Raw genomic sequence first — 17,805 nt, forward strand, 5'->3', positions numbered from 1 at the left:
CAGGCTTTTAGCGTTTTTCAATTGCAACGATAAACGGCGGGTTATTTTTTTGATTAATAAACTGATACTGCAAAACATGGGCGAGGCTTTGATCCAGCTGCTTTACATATCGGAGCAGGTAATCGCGTTCAACAGCACCTTCTATATGGCCGTGATAAATCACCAAAAGAATAATCCCTTCCGGAGCCATCAGTTCCAAGAGCTGATCGATGGCAGAAATGGTTGTCTGCGGACGGGTGACAATATCTTTATCGCCCCCGGGCAAGTAACCTAAATTAAATATGGCTGCCGTTATTTTTCCATGGTGGACAGGCGGTACATTCTCAAGAATGTGTTCATGACTTGTATGGAAAAGGGTAGCCCTGTCTGACAGTTCGTGATCAGCCAGGCGTGTTTTTGTATTCAGGACAGCCTCTTCCTGAATATCGAATCCGTAAACTCTGCCGTTGGGCCCCACCAGATCAGCCAGAAATACGGTATCATGTCCGTTGCCCAGAGTCGCATCAATAACGATATCTCCAGGAGATACTGCTTTCTCAAGCAGCTGTCTTGCATATGGTAAGATTCTTTCAAGCTTCATGACAATGCCTCCACTTGGCTTGGATTGTAAAATTTACCTTGCCAGCTGTGTCTTCGCTTTAATTCTGCATCAATGCCATTAAGCACTTCCCACTTATTGACACTCCACATCGGCCCGATCATCAAGTCGATGGGCCCATCACCGGTGATGCGGTGTACAATCATTTCCGGCGGTAAAATTTCCAGCTGGTCACATACTAAATTTATATACTCATCAAGAGACAGAAACTCAAGCATGCCCTTTTCAAATTGCTTAACCATCGGGGTTCCCTTTAATAAATGAAGGAGATGGATTTTAATTCCCTGTATATCCAGCTTCGCAACCTCCCGGGCGGTTTCCATCATCATTTCCGGTGTTTCAAGCGGAAGCCCATTAATGATGTGGGAACAGATGCGGATCCCATGTTTGCGGAGCTTGTTTACTCCCTCCACATAGCACTGATAATCATGTGCGCGGTTAATTAAAAGGGCAGTTCTTTCATGTACAGTCTGTAGGCCAAGCTCTACCCAGAGGTAGGTCCGCTTGTTAAGCTCTGCCAGATAGTCAACTACGTCATCTGGCAGGCAGTCAGGGCGGGTCGCAATAGACAGCCCGACAACACCTTCCTGCTCAAGAACCCGCTCATACATATCACGAAGCACCTCAACAGGGGCATGTGTATTCGTGAAGGCCTGAAAATAGGCCATATACTTTCCATCCTTCCATTTATGATGCATTTTTGTTTTGATTGCATTAAACTGTGTGTCCAAATCATCAGCACGGTTCCCGGCAAAGTCTCCAGAACCGGCGGCACTGCAGAACGTACACCCTCCATGTGCGACCGTGCCGTCACGGTTTGGGCAATCAAAGCCGCCATCAAGTGCCACTTTAAAAACCTTATGGCCAAATTCACTGCGCAAATGATAATTCCATGTGTGGTACCGTTTATTATCGGATGCATATGGAAAAGGATTTACTTTATCCACAATTATCCCTCCTTAATCAAAGAGTAAACTATATGGTGAAAATCATTATGAGTGCTTTCATAAAATTAATCTTATCATGACGCAAAACCTTATAAAAGGGGAATTGGCAGGAAATACAGTGGTAAGGATTACGGAAAAATGAACAAACTAATTCATGAAGCATGCAAGCTTCTATACCCATTCTTCAAGGAGGGGAACATACCATGGCAACCCGTGAATCAATGGATACACTCCTTCAGCAGTGTGAGGATGCAATCCGTTTTGCGCAGGAGCAGTTTGAATCGGGAAGAACGCAGGAGCATTACAATGATTTTGAATACTCCAATGCGCTTCAGTCTTTGGAAGCTGCTTATAATGATATAACCCAGATGGCCCATAGCGCCAACTCCCAGCAGCGGGAACAGCTTCATCGCATGAGGCTCCAGCTGCAGCAGCTCCAAAATCAGATGATAATTCTTCCTCATTAAGGAGTGGTCCACAGATGGTAAAAAAGCGATCAAAACAAAACAATCCGGAACAAAAGACCCGCAATGGCGCCAATAACCAGGATGTTGAATTTGGCCGGGACTTCGACGCGGTAAAGCAGTCGAAAAAGAACTATGAAAAATCAGGCGGACAGCCTGTTAAATCGAAATTTCATCCTGAACCGGAACAATCTTCATAAATAATTATGGCAAAGCCCCGATCCACTGAGGATCGGGGCTTTACTTTTATGAAATCTTTATAGCAGCTTCAAGTGAAAAAGAAGAAGTATTCTGTCTATTAAAATCGATTGAAAACCTATTGCAAGGACAGGAAAAACCGACTAAAATTATTTTGGATTTCGAAATAGTGTCCGGAAGATAATGTACCGGCTAAACATAAAAAATACGAAAAGGGGCGTTATCTTATGCCGCGGACCTTATGGCTTTTAACTATTGGGATGGCAGTGAATGTAACCGGATCTTCTTTTTTGTGGCCTCTTAATACAATCTACATTCATGACCACTTAGGAAAATCCTTATCGGTAGCCGGCCTGGTTCTAATGGTGAACGCAGCTGCCAGTGTCGCAGGAAATTTAATTGGGGGAAGCCTCTATGATAAAATAGGCGGCTATCGTTCGATTCTACTTGGAATTGTCATCACGGTAATGGCACTCCTCGGCTTGACCTTTTGGCATGGCTGGCCTGCATATGTGGTATTTCTTACCTTTGTCGGATTTGGGTCCGGGATTGTTTTTCCTTCTATGTTTGCGATGGCGGGATCAGTATGGAAAGAAGGTGGACGCAAAGCCTTCAATGCCATCTATGTAGCCCAGAATGCCGGTGTTGCCATTGGTGCTGCTCTTGGAGGTCTTGTGGCCTCGTACTCTTTTCAGTTAATCTTTCTGGCCAATACTGTCATGTATATCATTTTTTTATTGATCGCTGTTTGTGGCTACAGGGGAATAAATACAGTTTCCGGTCAGCAGACCTCCATCCTTCAGGAAAATGGGATGGTTAAAAATCATACCAAGCTTTATGCGCTGCTCATATTATGTGTGGGCTATTTATTGTGCTGGGTCGGATATGTACAATGGCAATCGACAATTGCCGCCTATACACAGGAGCTGAACATTTCTTTAAAGCAATACAGTTTGCTGTGGACTATTAATGGAGCCCTGATTGTATTGGGGCAGCCGGTTATCAGTGCAATGGTCAAATGGTTTAAAACATTAAAGGTTCAGATGGTCGCTGGAATGGTTATATTTATTGGCTCGTTTGCTGCTGCGGCGATCGCAGAACAGTTCTCCGCATTTGTCACTAGTATGGTTATTCTGACAATAGGCGAAATGCTGATATGGCCAGCTGTTCCGACCATTGCCAACCAGCTTGCTCCTAAAGGGAGGGAAGGGTTTTACCAGGGAATCGTAAACAGTACAGCTACAGGCGGAAGGATGATCGGCCCTTTACTGGGGGGAATTCTGGTTGACCTATATGGAATCTCCATGCTGTTTGCTGTATTGATGGTTCTATTTGTTTTTGCCATTCTGACGACTCTTGTATATGACCGGAAATTAAAGGAGGCTAAAGAATTGGCGCATGCTTCATAAGAAAAAGCGGAAGAATGAAACCTGCAGTTTTGAGCTGCAGGTTTTTTTGTTTCTTGTAATTAATTTAACCTGCGCTTTCAAGAGAGTTCTCTTTTTGGTTAGTGCAAAACACAACCTCATTGAAAAAGCTTTTCAGAATCAGCCATCTCGCCGGATAAGTATCGATAAAGTCTTCAAGAATCTCTTCAGAATAAAGAAGCAGGATATCCAGATCTTTCTTCTTTTGCTTCAAATCATACAATAGGGCATGCGGAATGGTGTAATAGTCATTAAGCTGCCATTGGTTTAGCTTCACTGTATAAATATTATGGTTCTCAATATAGGATTCCAGTGCCTGTTTTTGCAGCTGAATACATTCCTCTTTGGACTTGTTTAAGTATTGCCAGTGAGGATTGATCAGATATATGCCTTTCAGCTGAAACACCTCCCATGTCTGTGCCGATTACTAATGGTATGGACAGTAAAAGCAATAAGAATACCCATAGAAATGAATTTGTTGTCAGAAAAATATGATAAAATAGTGATTATAATAGTAGAATGTCCTAAATGAGGGGATCAAAAGTGAAAAGTGCATTATTTGATTTGCCTGTTCAAATGGTTGAAACCATTGTAGAAAACGCCTTTGGATGGCTTGTAGTTGTGAATAAAGAAGGAACGATCATTTACATTAATAAAAATTATTGCGATTTTCTTGAGGTGGAGAGGGAGCAGGTTCTGGGGAAGCATGTTTCCGGGATTATTGAAAATTCACGTATGCATATAGTGGCAGAATCGGGAAAGGAAGAAATTGCGGATCTGCAATTTATAAGAGGCAACTATATGATAGCAAACCGCATTCCCATTTTTTCTGATGGCGAGGTAATTGGCGCATTCGGGACTGTTTTTTTTAGAGATACAAAGGAATGGATGCAGATGAACAGCCATGTAAAGAGCATGCTCACAAAAATCCAGAACTATATCCAGGGAATTGATCCAAGTGTAAAATACAGCCTCGATGATATATTGGGAAGCTCAAGACAGATTCACAGCCTGAAAGAAAAGGTGAAAATGGTGGCAGCCAGTGATATTTCCGTTTTAATCCGCGGGGAAAGCGGGACCGGCAAAGAACTGTTTGCCCACAGCATTCATCAGCTCAGCAACAGGAGCCACCAGCCTTTTGTAAAAATTAACTGCGGAGCCATTCCTGAACATCTTCTGGAGTCTGAACTGTTTGGCTATGAAGAGGGAGCTTTTACAGGAGCGAAAAAGGGCGGTAAAAAAGGAAAATTTCAGCTCGCAGATGGAGGGACCTTGTTTTTGGATGAAATCGGGGATATGCCGCTTAATATGCAGGTGAAGCTTTTGCGTGCCCTGCAGGAAGGCGAGATTGAAAGCGTTGGTTCAACTTCTCCGGTTAAAGTGGATGTCCGGATTATTGCTGCAACTAATAGACCGCTTGAAAAAATGATGGAGGAAAAGCGTTTTAGGGAGGATTTATTTTATCGGATTAATGTGGTGCCGTTCATGGTTCCTTCTTTGCGCGACAGGATGGAAGACTTACCTCTTCTAATCGACAGCTTTATCAAGAAAATAACGAAAAAATCGGGAAAGAGAATAAGTGAAATTGAAGAGGAAGTCATAGAAAAGTTTCAACAATACAGATGGCCCGGAAATATCAGGGAGCTTGAAAATGTAATCGAGGCATCCATTCACCTGACAAGCAATGAAACTATCACTACAGAATCATTGCCGGATTATATGAAAGAAACTGCTGTATATCCAGTTGGAAAAAAGAATTTGAAGGATATTCTGGAAGAAACAGAGAAGCGGATTCTGTCACAAAGCTTGAGCAAATATAATAATGACCGAATAGCAGCTGCAAACGCTCTTGGCATCAGTAAATCATCCATGTACGAAAAGTTAAAGAAATATGGAATTGTATAGGTTTAAAAAGTCCAGAAATCCGGAATGTATTCCAGAATTCTGGACCTTTTTGATTCTAGGAATCTTTAATGCTGATAACCCTCTGTCAGACGGAATTATCAGAAAACTAGTCTATTAAATTTGAGGACTTGCTCCCTGCTGGTTCCAGAATTCCGGAAAAATAGTTCGTTAAAAGTTCACCAAGCCTTTACCCACAAGCAGTTAGGGTTGGCACACTTCTTGCATTAAATTTTCACAGCAAGTTATTTTTCTATTCTTTCGCAAACGTTTACAAAAAGGGGGGATGACAAGTTTATTTTCTTACATTTAAAACAAAGGGGGAAATGAAATGCTAAGTATGATTGGGTTAATAGGCGGGCTTGCGCTTCTGATTTACCTGACGATGCGGGGAATGAACCTGCTGGTGGTCGGTCCGTTATCTGCGCTCTTTGTAGCACTTTTTAGCGGTATGCCTTTATTTCCGCAGCTGGCAGGCGAAGGAGAGGCCAACTTGGTCGGGAACTATATGTCCGGCTTTTCAGGATTTGTCACATCATGGTATCTGATGTTCCTATTGGGAGCTATTTTTGGAAAGGTAATGGAGGATAGCGGTGCGGCTGACAGTGTATCCAAAATGGTCGTGGATAAACTTGGGATGAAATATGCCGTTCTTGCCATTGTCGCGTCCTGTGCCATTTTAACTTATGGCGGAGTCAGTTTATTCGTTGTTGCTTTCTCTGTATACCCAATGGCGTTGAGTTTATTTAAGCAGGCAAATCTGCCGAGAAGATTTATCCCTGCGGCACTAGCCTTTGGATCTGTAACATTTACGATGACTTCTGCAGGTTCACCTGAAATTCAAAACTGGATTCCGATTGAATTCCTTGGAACGACTCCATATGCGGGCTGGGAAGTCAGTTTAATTGTGGCTGTGTTCATGATGATCTTCGGCTACTGGTGGCTGAAGCGCATGATTACCAAGGCTGTAAACAAAGGAGAAACCTTTGAATCCCGCAAGCAGGATCCTGTAACAGAAAATAAGGATTTACCGCATCCGATTATGGGTGTTGTACCATTAGTTGTGGTTTTAATTATTTCCTTCGTTTTTCATGATTCACTTGCACAATCTGCACTTATTCTTGCCTTGCTGGGTGGAGTCATTGCCACATATCTATTGAACCGAAAATATTTCACTAATTTCTGGAATGCTGTGTCTGATGGAACATTAGGTGCATTGATCGCTATAGGCAATACGGCTGCTGTCGTAGGGTTTGGCGGCGTAGCAAAAGCAGTGCCTGCATTTGCCACAGCAGTTGATTGGATGACGAGCATTCCTGGCAGTCCGCTGATAGGCGGTGCCATAGCAGTAAGTGTGATCGCCGGGATGACTGGCTCAGCTTCAGGCGGCCAGGCAATCGCACTGCCAATTCTGGCCCCGCATTATATGGACATGGGCGTTAATGCAGAAGCCCTGCACAGAACGGTTGCCATTTCTTCCGGAGCCCTGGACTCTTTGCCGCATAATGGCTATGTTGTTACCACTGTACGGGCAATCTGCGGTGAAACCCACCAGGCTGCATATGGCGCAGTGGCTGCTGTTACGGTAATTGTCCCGCTTATCGGAGTTGCGATTGCGATTATCCTGTTCTCACTTGGGCTGGGAATCTAATTTCGGCGGGGGCTCATAAAAGAGAGCCCCGGCTTTGTTTTTGAAAGGAGCTTATTCATGGTACAAAATAAAGTCGTTTTTATCACTGGTGCAGCGCAGGGAATTGGCTATGAGGTTGGTAAGAGGTTTGCTGAACACGGCTCAAGAATTGTTCTGACGGATATTCAGGAAGCTGCCGTGAAAAAAGCTGCAGAAAGCCTGCAAAAAGAAGGTTTTGAAGCGCTTGGGCTAAAATGTGATGTGACATCAGAGTCTGATATACAGGCGGCCATCAATGAAACTGTCAGCCGATTCGGTGCTTTGGATGTGCTGATAAATAATGCAGGGCTGCAGCATGTTTCCTTTATTGAAGAATTACCAACTAAGAAGTTTGAATTTATGATCAAAGTCATGCTGACTGCTCCATTCGTGGCTATAAAGCACGCGATGCCAATCATGAAAAAACAAAAATCTGGCCGGATACTTAATATGGCTTCCATTAACGGACTTGTAGGATTCGCAGGGAAAGCTGCTTATAACAGTGCCAAGCATGGCGTCATAGGCCTTACAAAAGTAGCTGCACTGGAGGCTGCTGAAGATGGCATTACGGTTAATGCCATCTGCCCGGGCTATGTAGATACACCTCTTGTAAGAAATCAGCTGAATGACCTTGCTAAAACAAGAAATGTACCCATCGAAAAAGCACTGGAGGAAGTCATTTATCCGTTAGTGCCGCAAAAAAGGCTTTTGACGGTGGAAGAGATAGCAGATTATGCGATTTTTTTGGCCGGTGATGCGGCTAAAGGAATTACGGGCCAGGCGGCAGTTATTGATGGAGGATATACTGTTCAGTAGTTACAGGCACATTTTCGAAAAGTACTGCATATTCTAGGTATTAAATTCCTGTCAGGATAAGCCTACTTGCATCCTGGCGGGAAATTTATTACAATAGTCATATTCTTATACTAAAATGCTTAGATAAGGAGCAGTAGTGGTGCAGCAGCCCGTTTTAAGAGAGTTGACGGCAGGTGCAAGTCAGCCGGGCACATCATGAACTCGCCTTTGAGCAGCAAGTGTGAAATACCAGTAATGCTTGCCGTTTTCCGCGTTAAGGATGAATGAAGCGAGTGACATGTTCACTAATGTGGGTGGTACCGCGGGAGATTTATACATAATCCTCTCGTCCCTTTTTTGGGATGAGAGGTTTTTTTATTGTATTAAAAAAATGAAGAACAAATTTTAGAAGTCAGAAAGTAGTCTAGCTCCGTGCGCCATCGGCTCGAGGTCATAAGCCAATCCGTCAAAAAGGTTAAAGAACAACCTTTCCGCCGGCTCGTCTTATGCTTGAGGCCCGCAGGATGCGGGTCATGCAGACGTTGCCACAGGACGTGGCGGTTTTAGTCTGCGGCCCTTGGATAAGCGGGCGCCCTGCGCTTTCTGATATTAGGAGGAAACAAAAATGAGTTTCAATCATAAGGAGATTGAAAAAAAGTGGCAAGGCCACTGGGAAGAAAATAAAACATTCAAAACAACTGAAGATAAAGGCAAGCGCAAGTTTTATGCGCTTGATATGTTCCCTTATCCTTCAGGCGCTGGTCTTCACGTCGGCCATCCGGAAGGATATACGGCAACAGATATCCTTTCCCGCATGAAGCGCATGCAGGGCTATAATGTCCTTCATCCAATGGGCTGGGATGCATTTGGTTTGCCTGCAGAGCAATATGCACTTGATACAGGGAATGACCCGGCAGAATTCACAGAACAGAATATCAACACCTTCCGCCGCCAGATTAAGGCGTTAGGCTTCTCCTATGACTGGGATCGTGAAGTAAACACAACAGACCCTGAATATTATAAATGGACTCAATGGATCTTCTTAAAGCTTTATGAAAAAGGGCTTGCTTATATCGATGAAGTAGCTGTTAACTGGTGTCCGGCACTTGGAACAGTACTTGCAAATGAAGAGGTTATTGACGGAAAAAGCGAGCGCGGAGGCCATCCGGTAGAACGCCGCCCAATGAGACAGTGGATGCTGAAAATTACGGCTTACGCGGATCGCCTGCTTGAAGATCTTGATTTATTGGATTGGCCAGAGAGCCTTAAGGATATGCAGCGCAACTGGATCGGCCGATCTGAAGGAGCCGAAGTGACATTCAATATTGAAGGACATGATGGCACATTCACCGTTTTCACAACACGTCCTGACACGTTATATGGTGCAACATATGCTGTCCTTGCTCCAGAACACGCGCTTGTTGATAAAATCACAACAGATGGGCAGCAAGAGGCAGTTCAGGCTTACATTGACAAAGTAAAGAGCAAGAGCGATCTTGAGCGGACAGATCTTGCTAAAGAAAAAACGGGTGTCTTCACTGGTGCGTATGCGATTAACCCGGCCAATGGCGTAAAAATGCCAATCTGGATTGCAGATTATGTTCTAGTCAGCTATGGAACGGGTGCCATCATGGCGGTTCCAGCACATGACGAGCGCGACTATGAGTTCGCCAAGCAATTTGATCTGCCTATTAAAGAAGTTGTAGCCGGCGGAGATGTTGAAAAAGAAGCATACACAGGCGATGGCGAGCATGTGAACTCCGGTTTCCTTAATGGATTAAACAAAGAGGAAGCTATTGGGAAAATGATTGCCTGGCTTGAGGAAAAAGGTATAGGCACTAAGAAGGTTACTTATCGTCTTCGTGACTGGTTATTCAGCCGCCAGCGCTATTGGGGCGAGCCGATTCCAGTCATCCACTGGGAAGATGGCACAATGACTGCAGTGCCGGAAGACCAGCTTCCATTAGTGCTTCCAAAAACAACGGAGATAAAGCCATCCGGCACAGGAGAGTCACCATTAGCCAATATCGATGAGTGGGTTAATGTCGTGGATCCTGAAACAGGCAAGAAGGGCCGCAGGGAAACGAACACAATGCCGCAATGGGCAGGCAGCTGCTGGTACTACCTTCGCTATATTGATCCGAAAAATAGTGAAGCTCTTGCAGATCCTGAGAAATTAAAAGAATGGCTTCCGGTTGATATTTATATCGGAGGAGCTGAACATGCGGTTCTTCACCTTCTATATGCCCGCTTCTGGCACAAGGTCCTTTACGATGTGGGAGTTGTCCATACGAAGGAACCGTTCCAAAAGCTATTCAACCAGGGTATGATTCTTGGGGAAAACAATGAGAAAATGAGTAAATCAAAAGGCAATGTCGTTAATCCGGATGAAATCGTAGAGAGCCATGGTGCAGATACTCTTCGTCTATACGAAATGTTCATGGGGCCGCTTGAAGCTTCCATCGCCTGGTCTACAAATGGATTGGATGGCTCAAGAAGATTCCTTGACCGCATCTGGCGTTTGTTTGTGGAAGAGACTGGTGAATTAAGCCCGAGAATTCAGGACATTGAAGAAGGCAGCAGCCTTGAAAAGGTTTACCACCAAACGGTGAAAAAAGTAACTGAGGACTACGAAGGACTTCGTTTTAACACAGCTATTTCTCAAATGATGGTATTCATCAACGAAGCTTATAAAGCAGATGTGCTGCCAAAAACTTTTGCAGAAGGTTTTGTTAAAATGCTTTCACCAATCGCTCCTCATATTTCAGAAGAGCTTTGGTCAAAATTTGGCCATGGTGAATCCATTGCTTACGAAGCCTGGCCGGCATTTGATGAAGCTAAAATGGTGGATGACGAGGTCGAAATCGTTATCCAAATCAACGGCAAAGTAAAAGCGAAGCTTATGGTTCCGGCGGATGCAAAAAAAGACTTACTGGAGCAAATCGCAATGGGTGATGACAAAGTAAAAGAGCAAATTGACGGAAAAACTGTCCGTAAAGTCATTGCAGTACCGGGCAAGCTTGTAAATATCGTTGCAAATTAAGTTATATGAGATGAAACCACCTTTGTTTGATCAAGGGTGGTTTTTTGTATTTGTGTTAAAGAAACTTCTCATTTTTTTTTTCGTGCCATATAGGGTATTATAGGAGTGGCAGCATTAGTAAATGCAAATTGTTATATAAAAAGCTTTCCTGAAAGGGTGTTAAAATTGAATCGTATTGAAGAGATTACCACAGAAGAATTGCAAAAAAAGCTGGAGGCTGGAGAGAAGCTTGAGCTTGTTGATGTAAGAGAAGATGAAGAGGTTGCAGCTGGAATGATTCCCGGAGCCAGACATATCCGCATGGGTACCATCCCCGAGAACCTGGATAAATTTGATAAAGACACTGAATATATCATTATCTGCCGCTCTGGCGGCCGCAGCGGTAATGTTTGTCATTACTTGCAGGAACAAGGATATAAGGTTCGCAATATGGCTGGCGGCATGCTGGACTGGCAGGGGAAAACAGAATAAATTACAAACGGGGCCAATTAGGCTTCGTTTTTTTTTGGTTTTTTATTTTAAAAATTCCGAAAATTGTCTAAGCTATTAAAAAATACTGGGAGGAACAACTCTATGATTAAGGTAAAATTATTCGATCATGAGCATGAAAAAGACCTGGAAAAGGATATGAATCATTTCCTGGAGAAAATTGAGGAGAAAAAACTTTTGGATATCAAATATAATGTGGCCGCAGTGCAGGAGGATGAAGACGAACAGATTTATTGTTTCTCTGCCATGGTTATATATAGAGCCTGATGTCTCTAGTGCATCAGGCTCTATCTTTATTACACGGTATGTGCAGATGCAGCTGCGTTTAATCCGGCTAACCTGCCTGTTACAAGTGCAGAAGTGATATTGTATCCGCCAGTGTAGCCATGGATGTCCAGGATTTCTCCGCAGAAGAAAAGACCTTCCATCATTTTTGAAGCCATTGTCTGCGGTTCAATTTCTTTAACGGAAACACCTCCGCCTGTAACAAAGGCTTTATCGAGAGGCAAAGTGCCGTTTACTTTAAACTGGAAAGATTTGCAGCCTTTAACAAAGCATCTGATTTTTTCATTGGAAATAGCAGCCCCTTGTGCAGATGGATCAATTCCGTTCTGCTCAAGAAGAAACAGAAGATACCTTTCCGGAAGCAGCCCTTTTAAGAGGTTTTTAATGATTTTCTTCGGTTCTTCTTTAATCTTTTTGGACACTTCCTGAAAAAGAGGTTCTTCCTTTGTATCCGGGAGTGCATCCAGGTTCATGGTTACTTCTTTCAAGTTCCACTTCTTCATCGCTTTCACAGTATACTGGCTGCAGCGCAAAACCGCCGGACCGCTAATGCCAAAATGGGTGAAAATCATATCCATCCGATGGGTTATGAGTGCTTTTCCTTTAGGATTCAAAACACTAAGTGCCACACTCCTGAGCGACAATCCCTGCAGTGCTTTTTCTTTAATAAAGCTCTCTGAAGATGTCAGCGGTACCTCGGTTGGAAAAAGCTCTGTAATCGTATGGCCTGCTTTTTTCGCCCATGCATAGCCGTCACCGGTTGAGCCGGTGTGAGGAACTGATTTTCCTCCTACGGCTATTACAACAGAGTCTGCTTCATAAACATCGCCTGTTTTTAATTCTACCGATTTCACCCTGCCATTTTCATAGTGAACATCCTGGATCGGGCTGTCTGTTTTGATATCGACCTTCAATTCCTTCAGCCTGGAGATTAAGGCATCAACAACAGATTGCGCTTTGTCGGTAACGGGAAACATCCGACCGTGATCTTCCTCTTTCAGCTCAATTCCCAAATTCTCAAAGAATCGGATAATATCTTCATTGCTGAAAATGGAAAATGCACTGTACAAAAATCGCCCATTGCCGGGAATATGCTTAATGATTTCATCTACTGGAAGCCTGTTTGTGACATTGCACCGGCCTCCACCTGAAATGGCAAGCTTCCTTCCAAGCTTGTTTCCTTTGTCAATCAGCAGAACCTTTGACTTCTTTTCCGCAGCACCGATTGCGGCCATCAATCCCGAAGGACCTCCGCCTATCACTATTACATCATATTTCATGGTTTCACCAACTTATCTAAATTAGCTAAGCAAACAATAGATTCATTATAAATCAAATATCCTATTTCTAAAAATAATCCCTCATTAAACGGTATTGCAAGTGGAATTTCCCCGGCAAGAAGAGTACACTACAAATAGTGTGTCTAAAAAGATAGAAAAATGACGAACGCAGCTCGGCATTCATATACAGTTCTAGATTACTGCGCAGCTTTTTTAAGGAAGGGATTATATGTCATCTAAGCTTTTAAAGGGAACCTTCATCCTTACACTTGGCACCATTATTTCGAAGGTTCTTGGTTTGTTTTATGTTATTCCTTTTTATCAAATAGTCGGTAAGGAAGGGACAGCCCTTTATTCCTTTTCGTATACACCTTATACAATCTTTATTAGTATCGCAACTGCAGGGGTTCCGCTGGCAGTTTCAAAGTTTATCTCTAAATATAATGCAATAGAGGAGTATGCTGTCGGCAGAAAGCTGTTCAAGTCAGGTTTGGTGATCATGACTGCAAGCGGAGTCATCTCCTTCCTGATCCTGTTCTTCCTTGCTCCAACGGTTGCCGAAATGACCCTGGCAGGGGAAGATGTGGAGGTAAGTGTTGAAGATGTAACAACCGTTATCAGAGCAGTATCATTTGCCTTGATTATTATTCCCTTCATGAGTCTGATAAGAGGATTTTTCCAGGGGCACCAGTCCATGGGGCCTACTGCGGTTTCACAGGTGGTGGAGCAGATTGTCCGCATCCTGTTTGTGCTTGCGGGTGCATATGTCGTTTTAAATGTTATGGAAGGCTCTATCACTACGGCAATCAGTGTCGCCACTTTCGCAGCTTTTATTGGCGGACTCGGAAGTCTCGGGGTGTTATTCTGGTATTGGTATAAGCGCAAGCCGCATTTGGATAAATTGCTTGAAGAAGATAAAGGAACAGTGGACATCTCTCTCAAGGAAATATATAAAGAAATCATTCTTTATGCTGCACCTTTTGTGTTTGTGGGTCTTGCAAATCCGCTCTTTCAATTCATCGATCAGATTACATTTACAAGAGCGATGGACGCTATTGGCGAAGCAGGCAATGCTGTAGCAGCATTCTCTGTCCTGAACTTTGAGACACATAAGCTGGTCATCATTCCTGTCTCACTTGCCACAGCTTTCTCGCTGACGCTTGTGCCGAGTGTGACGAAAGCATTTATGGAAGAAGATCGGGCAGACTTAAACCGCCAGCTGAACCAGACGTTCCAGGTGCTATTATTTCTGACTCTTCCTGCCGTGGCAGGCTTGTCCCTGCTTGCAGAGCCCGTTTTTACCCTATTCTATGAGCATAAAGATTTGGGTACTGAAGTGTTGAGAACATATGCACCGGTGGCAATTCTCTTTGCTTATTTTTCGGTAACAGCAGCCATTCTGCAGGGAATCAATGAACAGCGTTTCACAATTTTGAGTTTGCTGACAGGCCTGCTTGTAAAGCTGTCATTGAATATTCCGCTCATAAAACTGTTCGAAACACAGGGAGCCGTTTTTGCCACAGCGCTTGGCTATATTGCGGCGATCTTAATTAACCTTTATGTCATAAAAACATATGCCAAATATCCATTCAAGCTTGTTTTAAGACGCGGTATGCTAATTGTATTATTTACTGCATGCATGTACATTGCTGCAGGCTTGGTTTATCAAATTACCACCAGCTTCTTATCGCCTGCATCCAGTGTCGGGGCAATAATTATTGTCATCATCTGCGGAGCAGCAGGAGCCGGAGTTTATTTCTACCTAAGCTTCAGAACAAAACTAATCTATCTCCTGTTCGGATCAAGGGTTGATAGAATGCTGAAGAAATTAAGACTGAAAGCATAAAAAATAAAAGGTCTCCATGATGGGGGCCTTTTTAAAGGGATCTTTAGGATTGGGTTTTAGTTACCTATATACAAAGCACTGAGTTGATTGGAGCGGAGGGTACTTGACTCCAGCGGGAGTAGCGGGACAGGTGAGACCCCGCAGGCGCGAAGCGACGAGGAGGCTCACCGCCTGCCCCGCGGAAAGCAAGTGCCCGCAGCGGAAATCAACGGGCAGAATAATAAGGTATTTTATTATCGCGACTTTAAGCGAAACCAGGGTGAATTTGGATTAATATGGAGGGTCATTATGAGAATAGACAAAATGCTCGCCAATCTCGGCTACGGCAGCCGCAAGGATGTTAAAAAGCTTTTAAAAGATGGAGCAGTAACCGTTAATGATGAGAAAGTAAAGGATCCAAAACAACATGTGGATCCTGAACAGGATGTCGTTGTCATCAACGGCGAAAAAGTTGAATACAAGGAATTCATTTATTTAATGATGAACAAACCGCCTGGCGTCATTTCCGCAACCGAGGACTCACAATCTGAGACCGTGGTGGACCTGCTCGAAATGGAAGACCTTGTGTTTTCTCCTTTTCCGGTAGGGCGTCTCGATAAGGATACAGAAGGGCTTTTGCTTCTGACGAATGATGGCCATTTGTCCCATCGCCTGCTTTCACCCAAAAAACATGTCCCCAAAACCTATTTTGCAGTCATAGACAGTGAAGTTACAGCAGAGGATATAGCCGCATTTCAAAAAGGGGTTATATTGGATGATGGCTATGAAACCAAGCCTGGGACATTAAAAATTCTTAAGTCCGGCATCACCTCTGATATAGAATTAACAATAACAGAAGGCAAGTTCCATCAAGTGAAAAGGATGTTCGAAGCTGTGGGAAAAAGAGTCATTTACTTAAAGAGACTTTCCATGGGCCCGCTCGAGCTGGATGAGACATTGGAATTGGGAGAATATCGGGAATTGACGGAAGAAGAGCTTGATAAGCTGATGAATTATGAAGTGGGATAAGACGGAAAAATCGCCCTGACAGCAGGGCGATTTTATATTTATTAGCTGGTTTTGCTTTGAGTATTAAGATGACATCTTTACTTTCTTTTGAGTAATAGTCCATTTGCCTCTGCTCGGACTCTTAACCAAGTCATTGTAGGCGAGGACATTTAAATCTCTTTGAATGGTGCGAGGAGTGATGCCAAATTCCTCTACAAGCTCCTGAGTTGTTACAGTTCCGCGCTTACTTATAAACATGTAGACGGATTTTACACGGTTTAACATCCGGTTAGTCGAAGGTTTCAAAAAACCACTCCCTATCCTTTTTTCAAACCCCATGGCAATTTTCTGCAACCGACAGCTACATTGAAGGTTAACCTTCAATCGTATGTAGTTTTCTTTTCCCCAGACAACCCCTTTATACTCTGGTATTTAGTCAAGATGTCATACCTCTGACTATATTGTAACGCTATTATCTGATTATTTCTACTTAAAGGCTAAAATTTTACAAAATATTTATAATGGTGCTTCTGCTTTTAGTCTTTGCGTTCCCCTCCTTTTTAATGTATGTTCAATTCCCTAAATTACTGCGATTAAACTTCGATGGGTAAGGCACTATTACTATACCTTATGGCAGCAGGGGCTTGTAATATGTACTGAAAATTCTAAAATATGTTCAAAAATTTCCCTATATCCTAAAATTTGATTTTTGATTATAATCAATTGGTATATTTACAAGTATGATTGAAAGGAAGAAAAGTTATGGAAGCTCACACTCTGAGAGATTGCCTGGTATACCCGAAGGAAAATATTTATTTTGCATTTGTTGCCTTATTTAGTATTGTGTCTTATATTTTTCTCGCATTTTCTATTATTGGGATTGTAATTATTTTGACCTTGATCCTTGTATCTCTCCTGTTCCATGTCATTATGATGGGAGGCATCAGAAGAAACGGAGTAAGAATAAGTGAGAAACAGTTTCCGGAGATTTATGAAAAAGCAGTACTGACTGCGAAGGAAATGGGTTTACAGAATCTGCCCGATATTTATGTAATTGAGTCTGAAGGGGTCTTAAATGCCTTTGCCACCAGATTTTTCAGAAGAAATATGGTTGTCTTATATTCTGGTATTTTTGAGCTGGTTGAGCGGGGAGCTGAAAAGGAAGTGCTGTTCGTCCTGGCCCATGAGTTCGCTCATTTAAAAAGAAAACATGTTATCATAAGTCTCCTCCTGCTTCCTGCTATGTGGGTTCCATTCCTGGGGAATGCGTACCTGAGAGCATGCGAGTATACTTGTGATCGTTATGCGGCCTATTATATAAAATCTTTTGAAGCATCTAGGGATGCCTTAACCATGCTTGCCATTGGAAAAGACCTTTATCCTAAGGTCGATAAGCAGGCATATATGGAGCAGCTTCAAACAGAAACTGGATTTTTTGTCTGGCTGAATGAAAAACTATCCACGCATCCGCACTTGCCAAAAAGAATATATGCCCTATCGAAGTTTTTTGCCAATGAAACTACGGTTGAATTAAAAGAACCGAAGGGGAGAGTTTGGATAGGAGCAGCAGTGTCAGTCCTTTCTTTGACGATCCTATCCGCAGGACTCTGGTTTGGTTTTAAAACACTTGAAAAAATGGATTTATGGACTGAAACGGTTATGGGCATTGAAGGTGCTACTGCACTAATGAGCGCAGCGAGTGAAAATGATACTGACATGATTCACACATTATTGACTGATGGTGCGGATATTGAGGAAACAGATGCAGACGGCACTACTGCATTACATTGGGCTGTTTCTTATGGCCAGTATGACAGTGCTGCTCTTCTGCTCGAAAATGGGGCCAACCCTAATGTGATCGATAACTATCAAACC

General features: G+C 43.1%; 17 protein-coding genes and 1 other annotated feature. Of the genes, 12 read left to right on the top strand and 5 right to left on the bottom strand.

The window, feature by feature from the left end; translation table 11 throughout:
• Nucleotides 1–7: 7 nt before the first annotated feature.
• Complete coding sequence (gene mnmM / locus BFI01S_RS07390) at nt 8–580, bottom strand: tRNA 5-(aminomethyl)-2-thiouridylate-methyltransferase MnmM (RefSeq protein ID WP_061792029.1); 573 nt, start codon at nt 578–580, stop codon at nt 8–10.
• Nucleotides 577–1,545 (bottom strand): tRNA modification radical SAM protein MnmL/YtqA, encoded by a 969-nt coding sequence (mnmL, locus tag BFI01S_RS07395; RefSeq protein ID WP_061792030.1) that lies wholly within the window; start codon nt 1,543–1,545, stop codon nt 577–579. Before mnmL ends, mnmM begins: the two co-directional genes overlap by 4 nt.
• 203 nt (nt 1,546–1,748) lie before the next feature.
• Between mnmL and BFI01S_RS07400 the strand changes: the two genes are divergently transcribed.
• The 3 genes from BFI01S_RS07400 (at nt 1,749) to BFI01S_RS07410 (ending at nt 3,616) form a co-directional block, all read left to right on the top strand.
• Entirely contained in the window at nt 1,749–2,012 is a 264-nt protein-coding gene (locus BFI01S_RS07400; RefSeq protein ID WP_048007820.1) for a YtzC family protein, read from the top strand.
• 14 nt (nt 2,013–2,026) lie between these two features.
• The gene (locus BFI01S_RS07405) at nt 2,027–2,209 is read left to right on the top strand and encodes a hypothetical protein (protein WP_061792031.1); all 183 of its coding nucleotides are present in this window, start codon (nt 2,027–2,029) and stop codon (nt 2,207–2,209) included.
• 225 nt (nt 2,210–2,434) lie between these two features.
• Nucleotides 2,435–3,616 (top strand): MDR family MFS transporter, encoded by a 1,182-nt coding sequence (locus BFI01S_RS07410; protein ID WP_061792032.1) that lies wholly within the window; start codon nt 2,435–2,437, stop codon nt 3,614–3,616.
• A gap of 64 nt (nt 3,617–3,680) precedes the next feature.
• On the opposite strand, the gene BFI01S_RS07415 is transcribed toward BFI01S_RS07410, so the two are convergent.
• Nucleotides 3,681–4,040, bottom strand: coding sequence for a hypothetical protein (locus BFI01S_RS07415; RefSeq protein ID WP_235831130.1), 360 nt, complete (start codon nt 4,038–4,040; stop codon nt 3,681–3,683).
• A gap of 137 nt (nt 4,041–4,177) precedes the next feature.
• On the opposite strand from BFI01S_RS07415, the gene BFI01S_RS07420 reads away from it, so the two are divergent.
• The 6 genes from BFI01S_RS07420 to BFI01S_RS07445 all read left to right on the top strand — a co-directional run bounded on the left by BFI01S_RS07420 (nt 4,178) and on the right by BFI01S_RS07445 (nt 11,799).
• Nucleotides 4,178–5,539, top strand: coding sequence for a sigma-54 interaction domain-containing protein (locus tag BFI01S_RS07420; protein WP_061792033.1), 1,362 nt, complete (start codon nt 4,178–4,180; stop codon nt 5,537–5,539).
• Nucleotides 5,540–5,867: 328 nt separating this feature from the next.
• Entirely contained in the window at nt 5,868–7,187 is a 1,320-nt protein-coding gene (locus tag BFI01S_RS07425; protein ID WP_061792034.1) for a GntP family permease, read from the top strand.
• A gap of 57 nt (nt 7,188–7,244) precedes the next feature.
• The gene (locus BFI01S_RS07430; RefSeq protein ID WP_061792035.1) at nt 7,245–8,021 is read left to right on the top strand and encodes a 3-hydroxybutyrate dehydrogenase; all 777 of its coding nucleotides are present in this window, start codon (nt 7,245–7,247) and stop codon (nt 8,019–8,021) included.
• Nucleotides 8,022–8,132: 111 nt separating this feature from the next.
• Nucleotides 8,133–8,357, top strand: a binding site (T-box leader).
• A 268-nt stretch (nt 8,358–8,625) separates the two neighbouring features.
• Nucleotides 8,626–11,043 carry a leucine--tRNA ligase gene (gene leuS, locus BFI01S_RS07435; RefSeq protein WP_061792036.1) on the top strand — a complete coding sequence of 806 codons (2,418 nt, stop codon included), beginning with the start codon at nt 8,626–8,628 and terminating at the stop codon, nt 11,041–11,043.
• Nucleotides 11,044–11,208: 165 nt separating this feature from the next.
• A complete protein-coding gene (locus tag BFI01S_RS07440) occupies nt 11,209–11,514 on the top strand; it encodes a rhodanese-like domain-containing protein (RefSeq protein ID WP_061792043.1) in 306 nt (101 codons plus the stop codon).
• 102 nt (nt 11,515–11,616) lie between these two features.
• The gene (locus BFI01S_RS07445; RefSeq protein WP_009333366.1) at nt 11,617–11,799 is read left to right on the top strand and encodes a sporulation protein Cse60; all 183 of its coding nucleotides are present in this window, start codon (nt 11,617–11,619) and stop codon (nt 11,797–11,799) included.
• Nucleotides 11,800–11,828: 29 nt separating this feature from the next.
• Here the strand turns inward: BFI01S_RS07445 and BFI01S_RS07450 are convergent, their stop codons facing one another.
• Entirely contained in the window at nt 11,829–13,097 is a 1,269-nt protein-coding gene (locus BFI01S_RS07450; protein WP_061792037.1) for a BaiN/RdsA family NAD(P)/FAD-dependent oxidoreductase, read from the bottom strand.
• Between the two features lie 229 nt (nt 13,098–13,326).
• Between BFI01S_RS07450 and BFI01S_RS07455 the strand changes: the two genes are divergently transcribed.
• Nucleotides 13,327–14,943, top strand: a complete 1,617-nt coding sequence (locus BFI01S_RS07455) for a putative polysaccharide biosynthesis protein (protein WP_061792038.1) — start codon at nt 13,327–13,329, stop codon at nt 14,941–14,943.
• Between the two features lie 288 nt (nt 14,944–15,231).
• Entirely contained in the window at nt 15,232–15,951 is a 720-nt protein-coding gene (locus tag BFI01S_RS07460; protein WP_048007813.1) for a pseudouridine synthase, read from the top strand.
• Between the two features lie 63 nt (nt 15,952–16,014).
• Here the strand turns inward: BFI01S_RS07460 and BFI01S_RS07465 are convergent, their stop codons facing one another.
• Nucleotides 16,015–16,236: a DeoR family transcriptional regulator gene (locus BFI01S_RS07465; RefSeq protein WP_026041817.1), complete on the bottom strand. Its 222-nt coding sequence runs from the start codon at nt 16,234–16,236 to the stop codon at nt 16,015–16,017.
• A gap of 456 nt (nt 16,237–16,692) precedes the next feature.
• On the opposite strand from BFI01S_RS07465, the gene BFI01S_RS07470 reads away from it, so the two are divergent.
• Nucleotides 16,693–17,805 (top strand): M48 family metallopeptidase (locus BFI01S_RS07470; RefSeq protein ID WP_061792039.1); only part of this gene is annotated, 1,113 nt, incomplete at its 3' end.

The organism is Cytobacillus firmus NBRC 15306, from assembly GCF_001591465.1.
Classification (GTDB): Bacteria; Bacillota; Bacilli; order Bacillales; family Cytobacillaceae; genus Cytobacillus; species Cytobacillus firmus.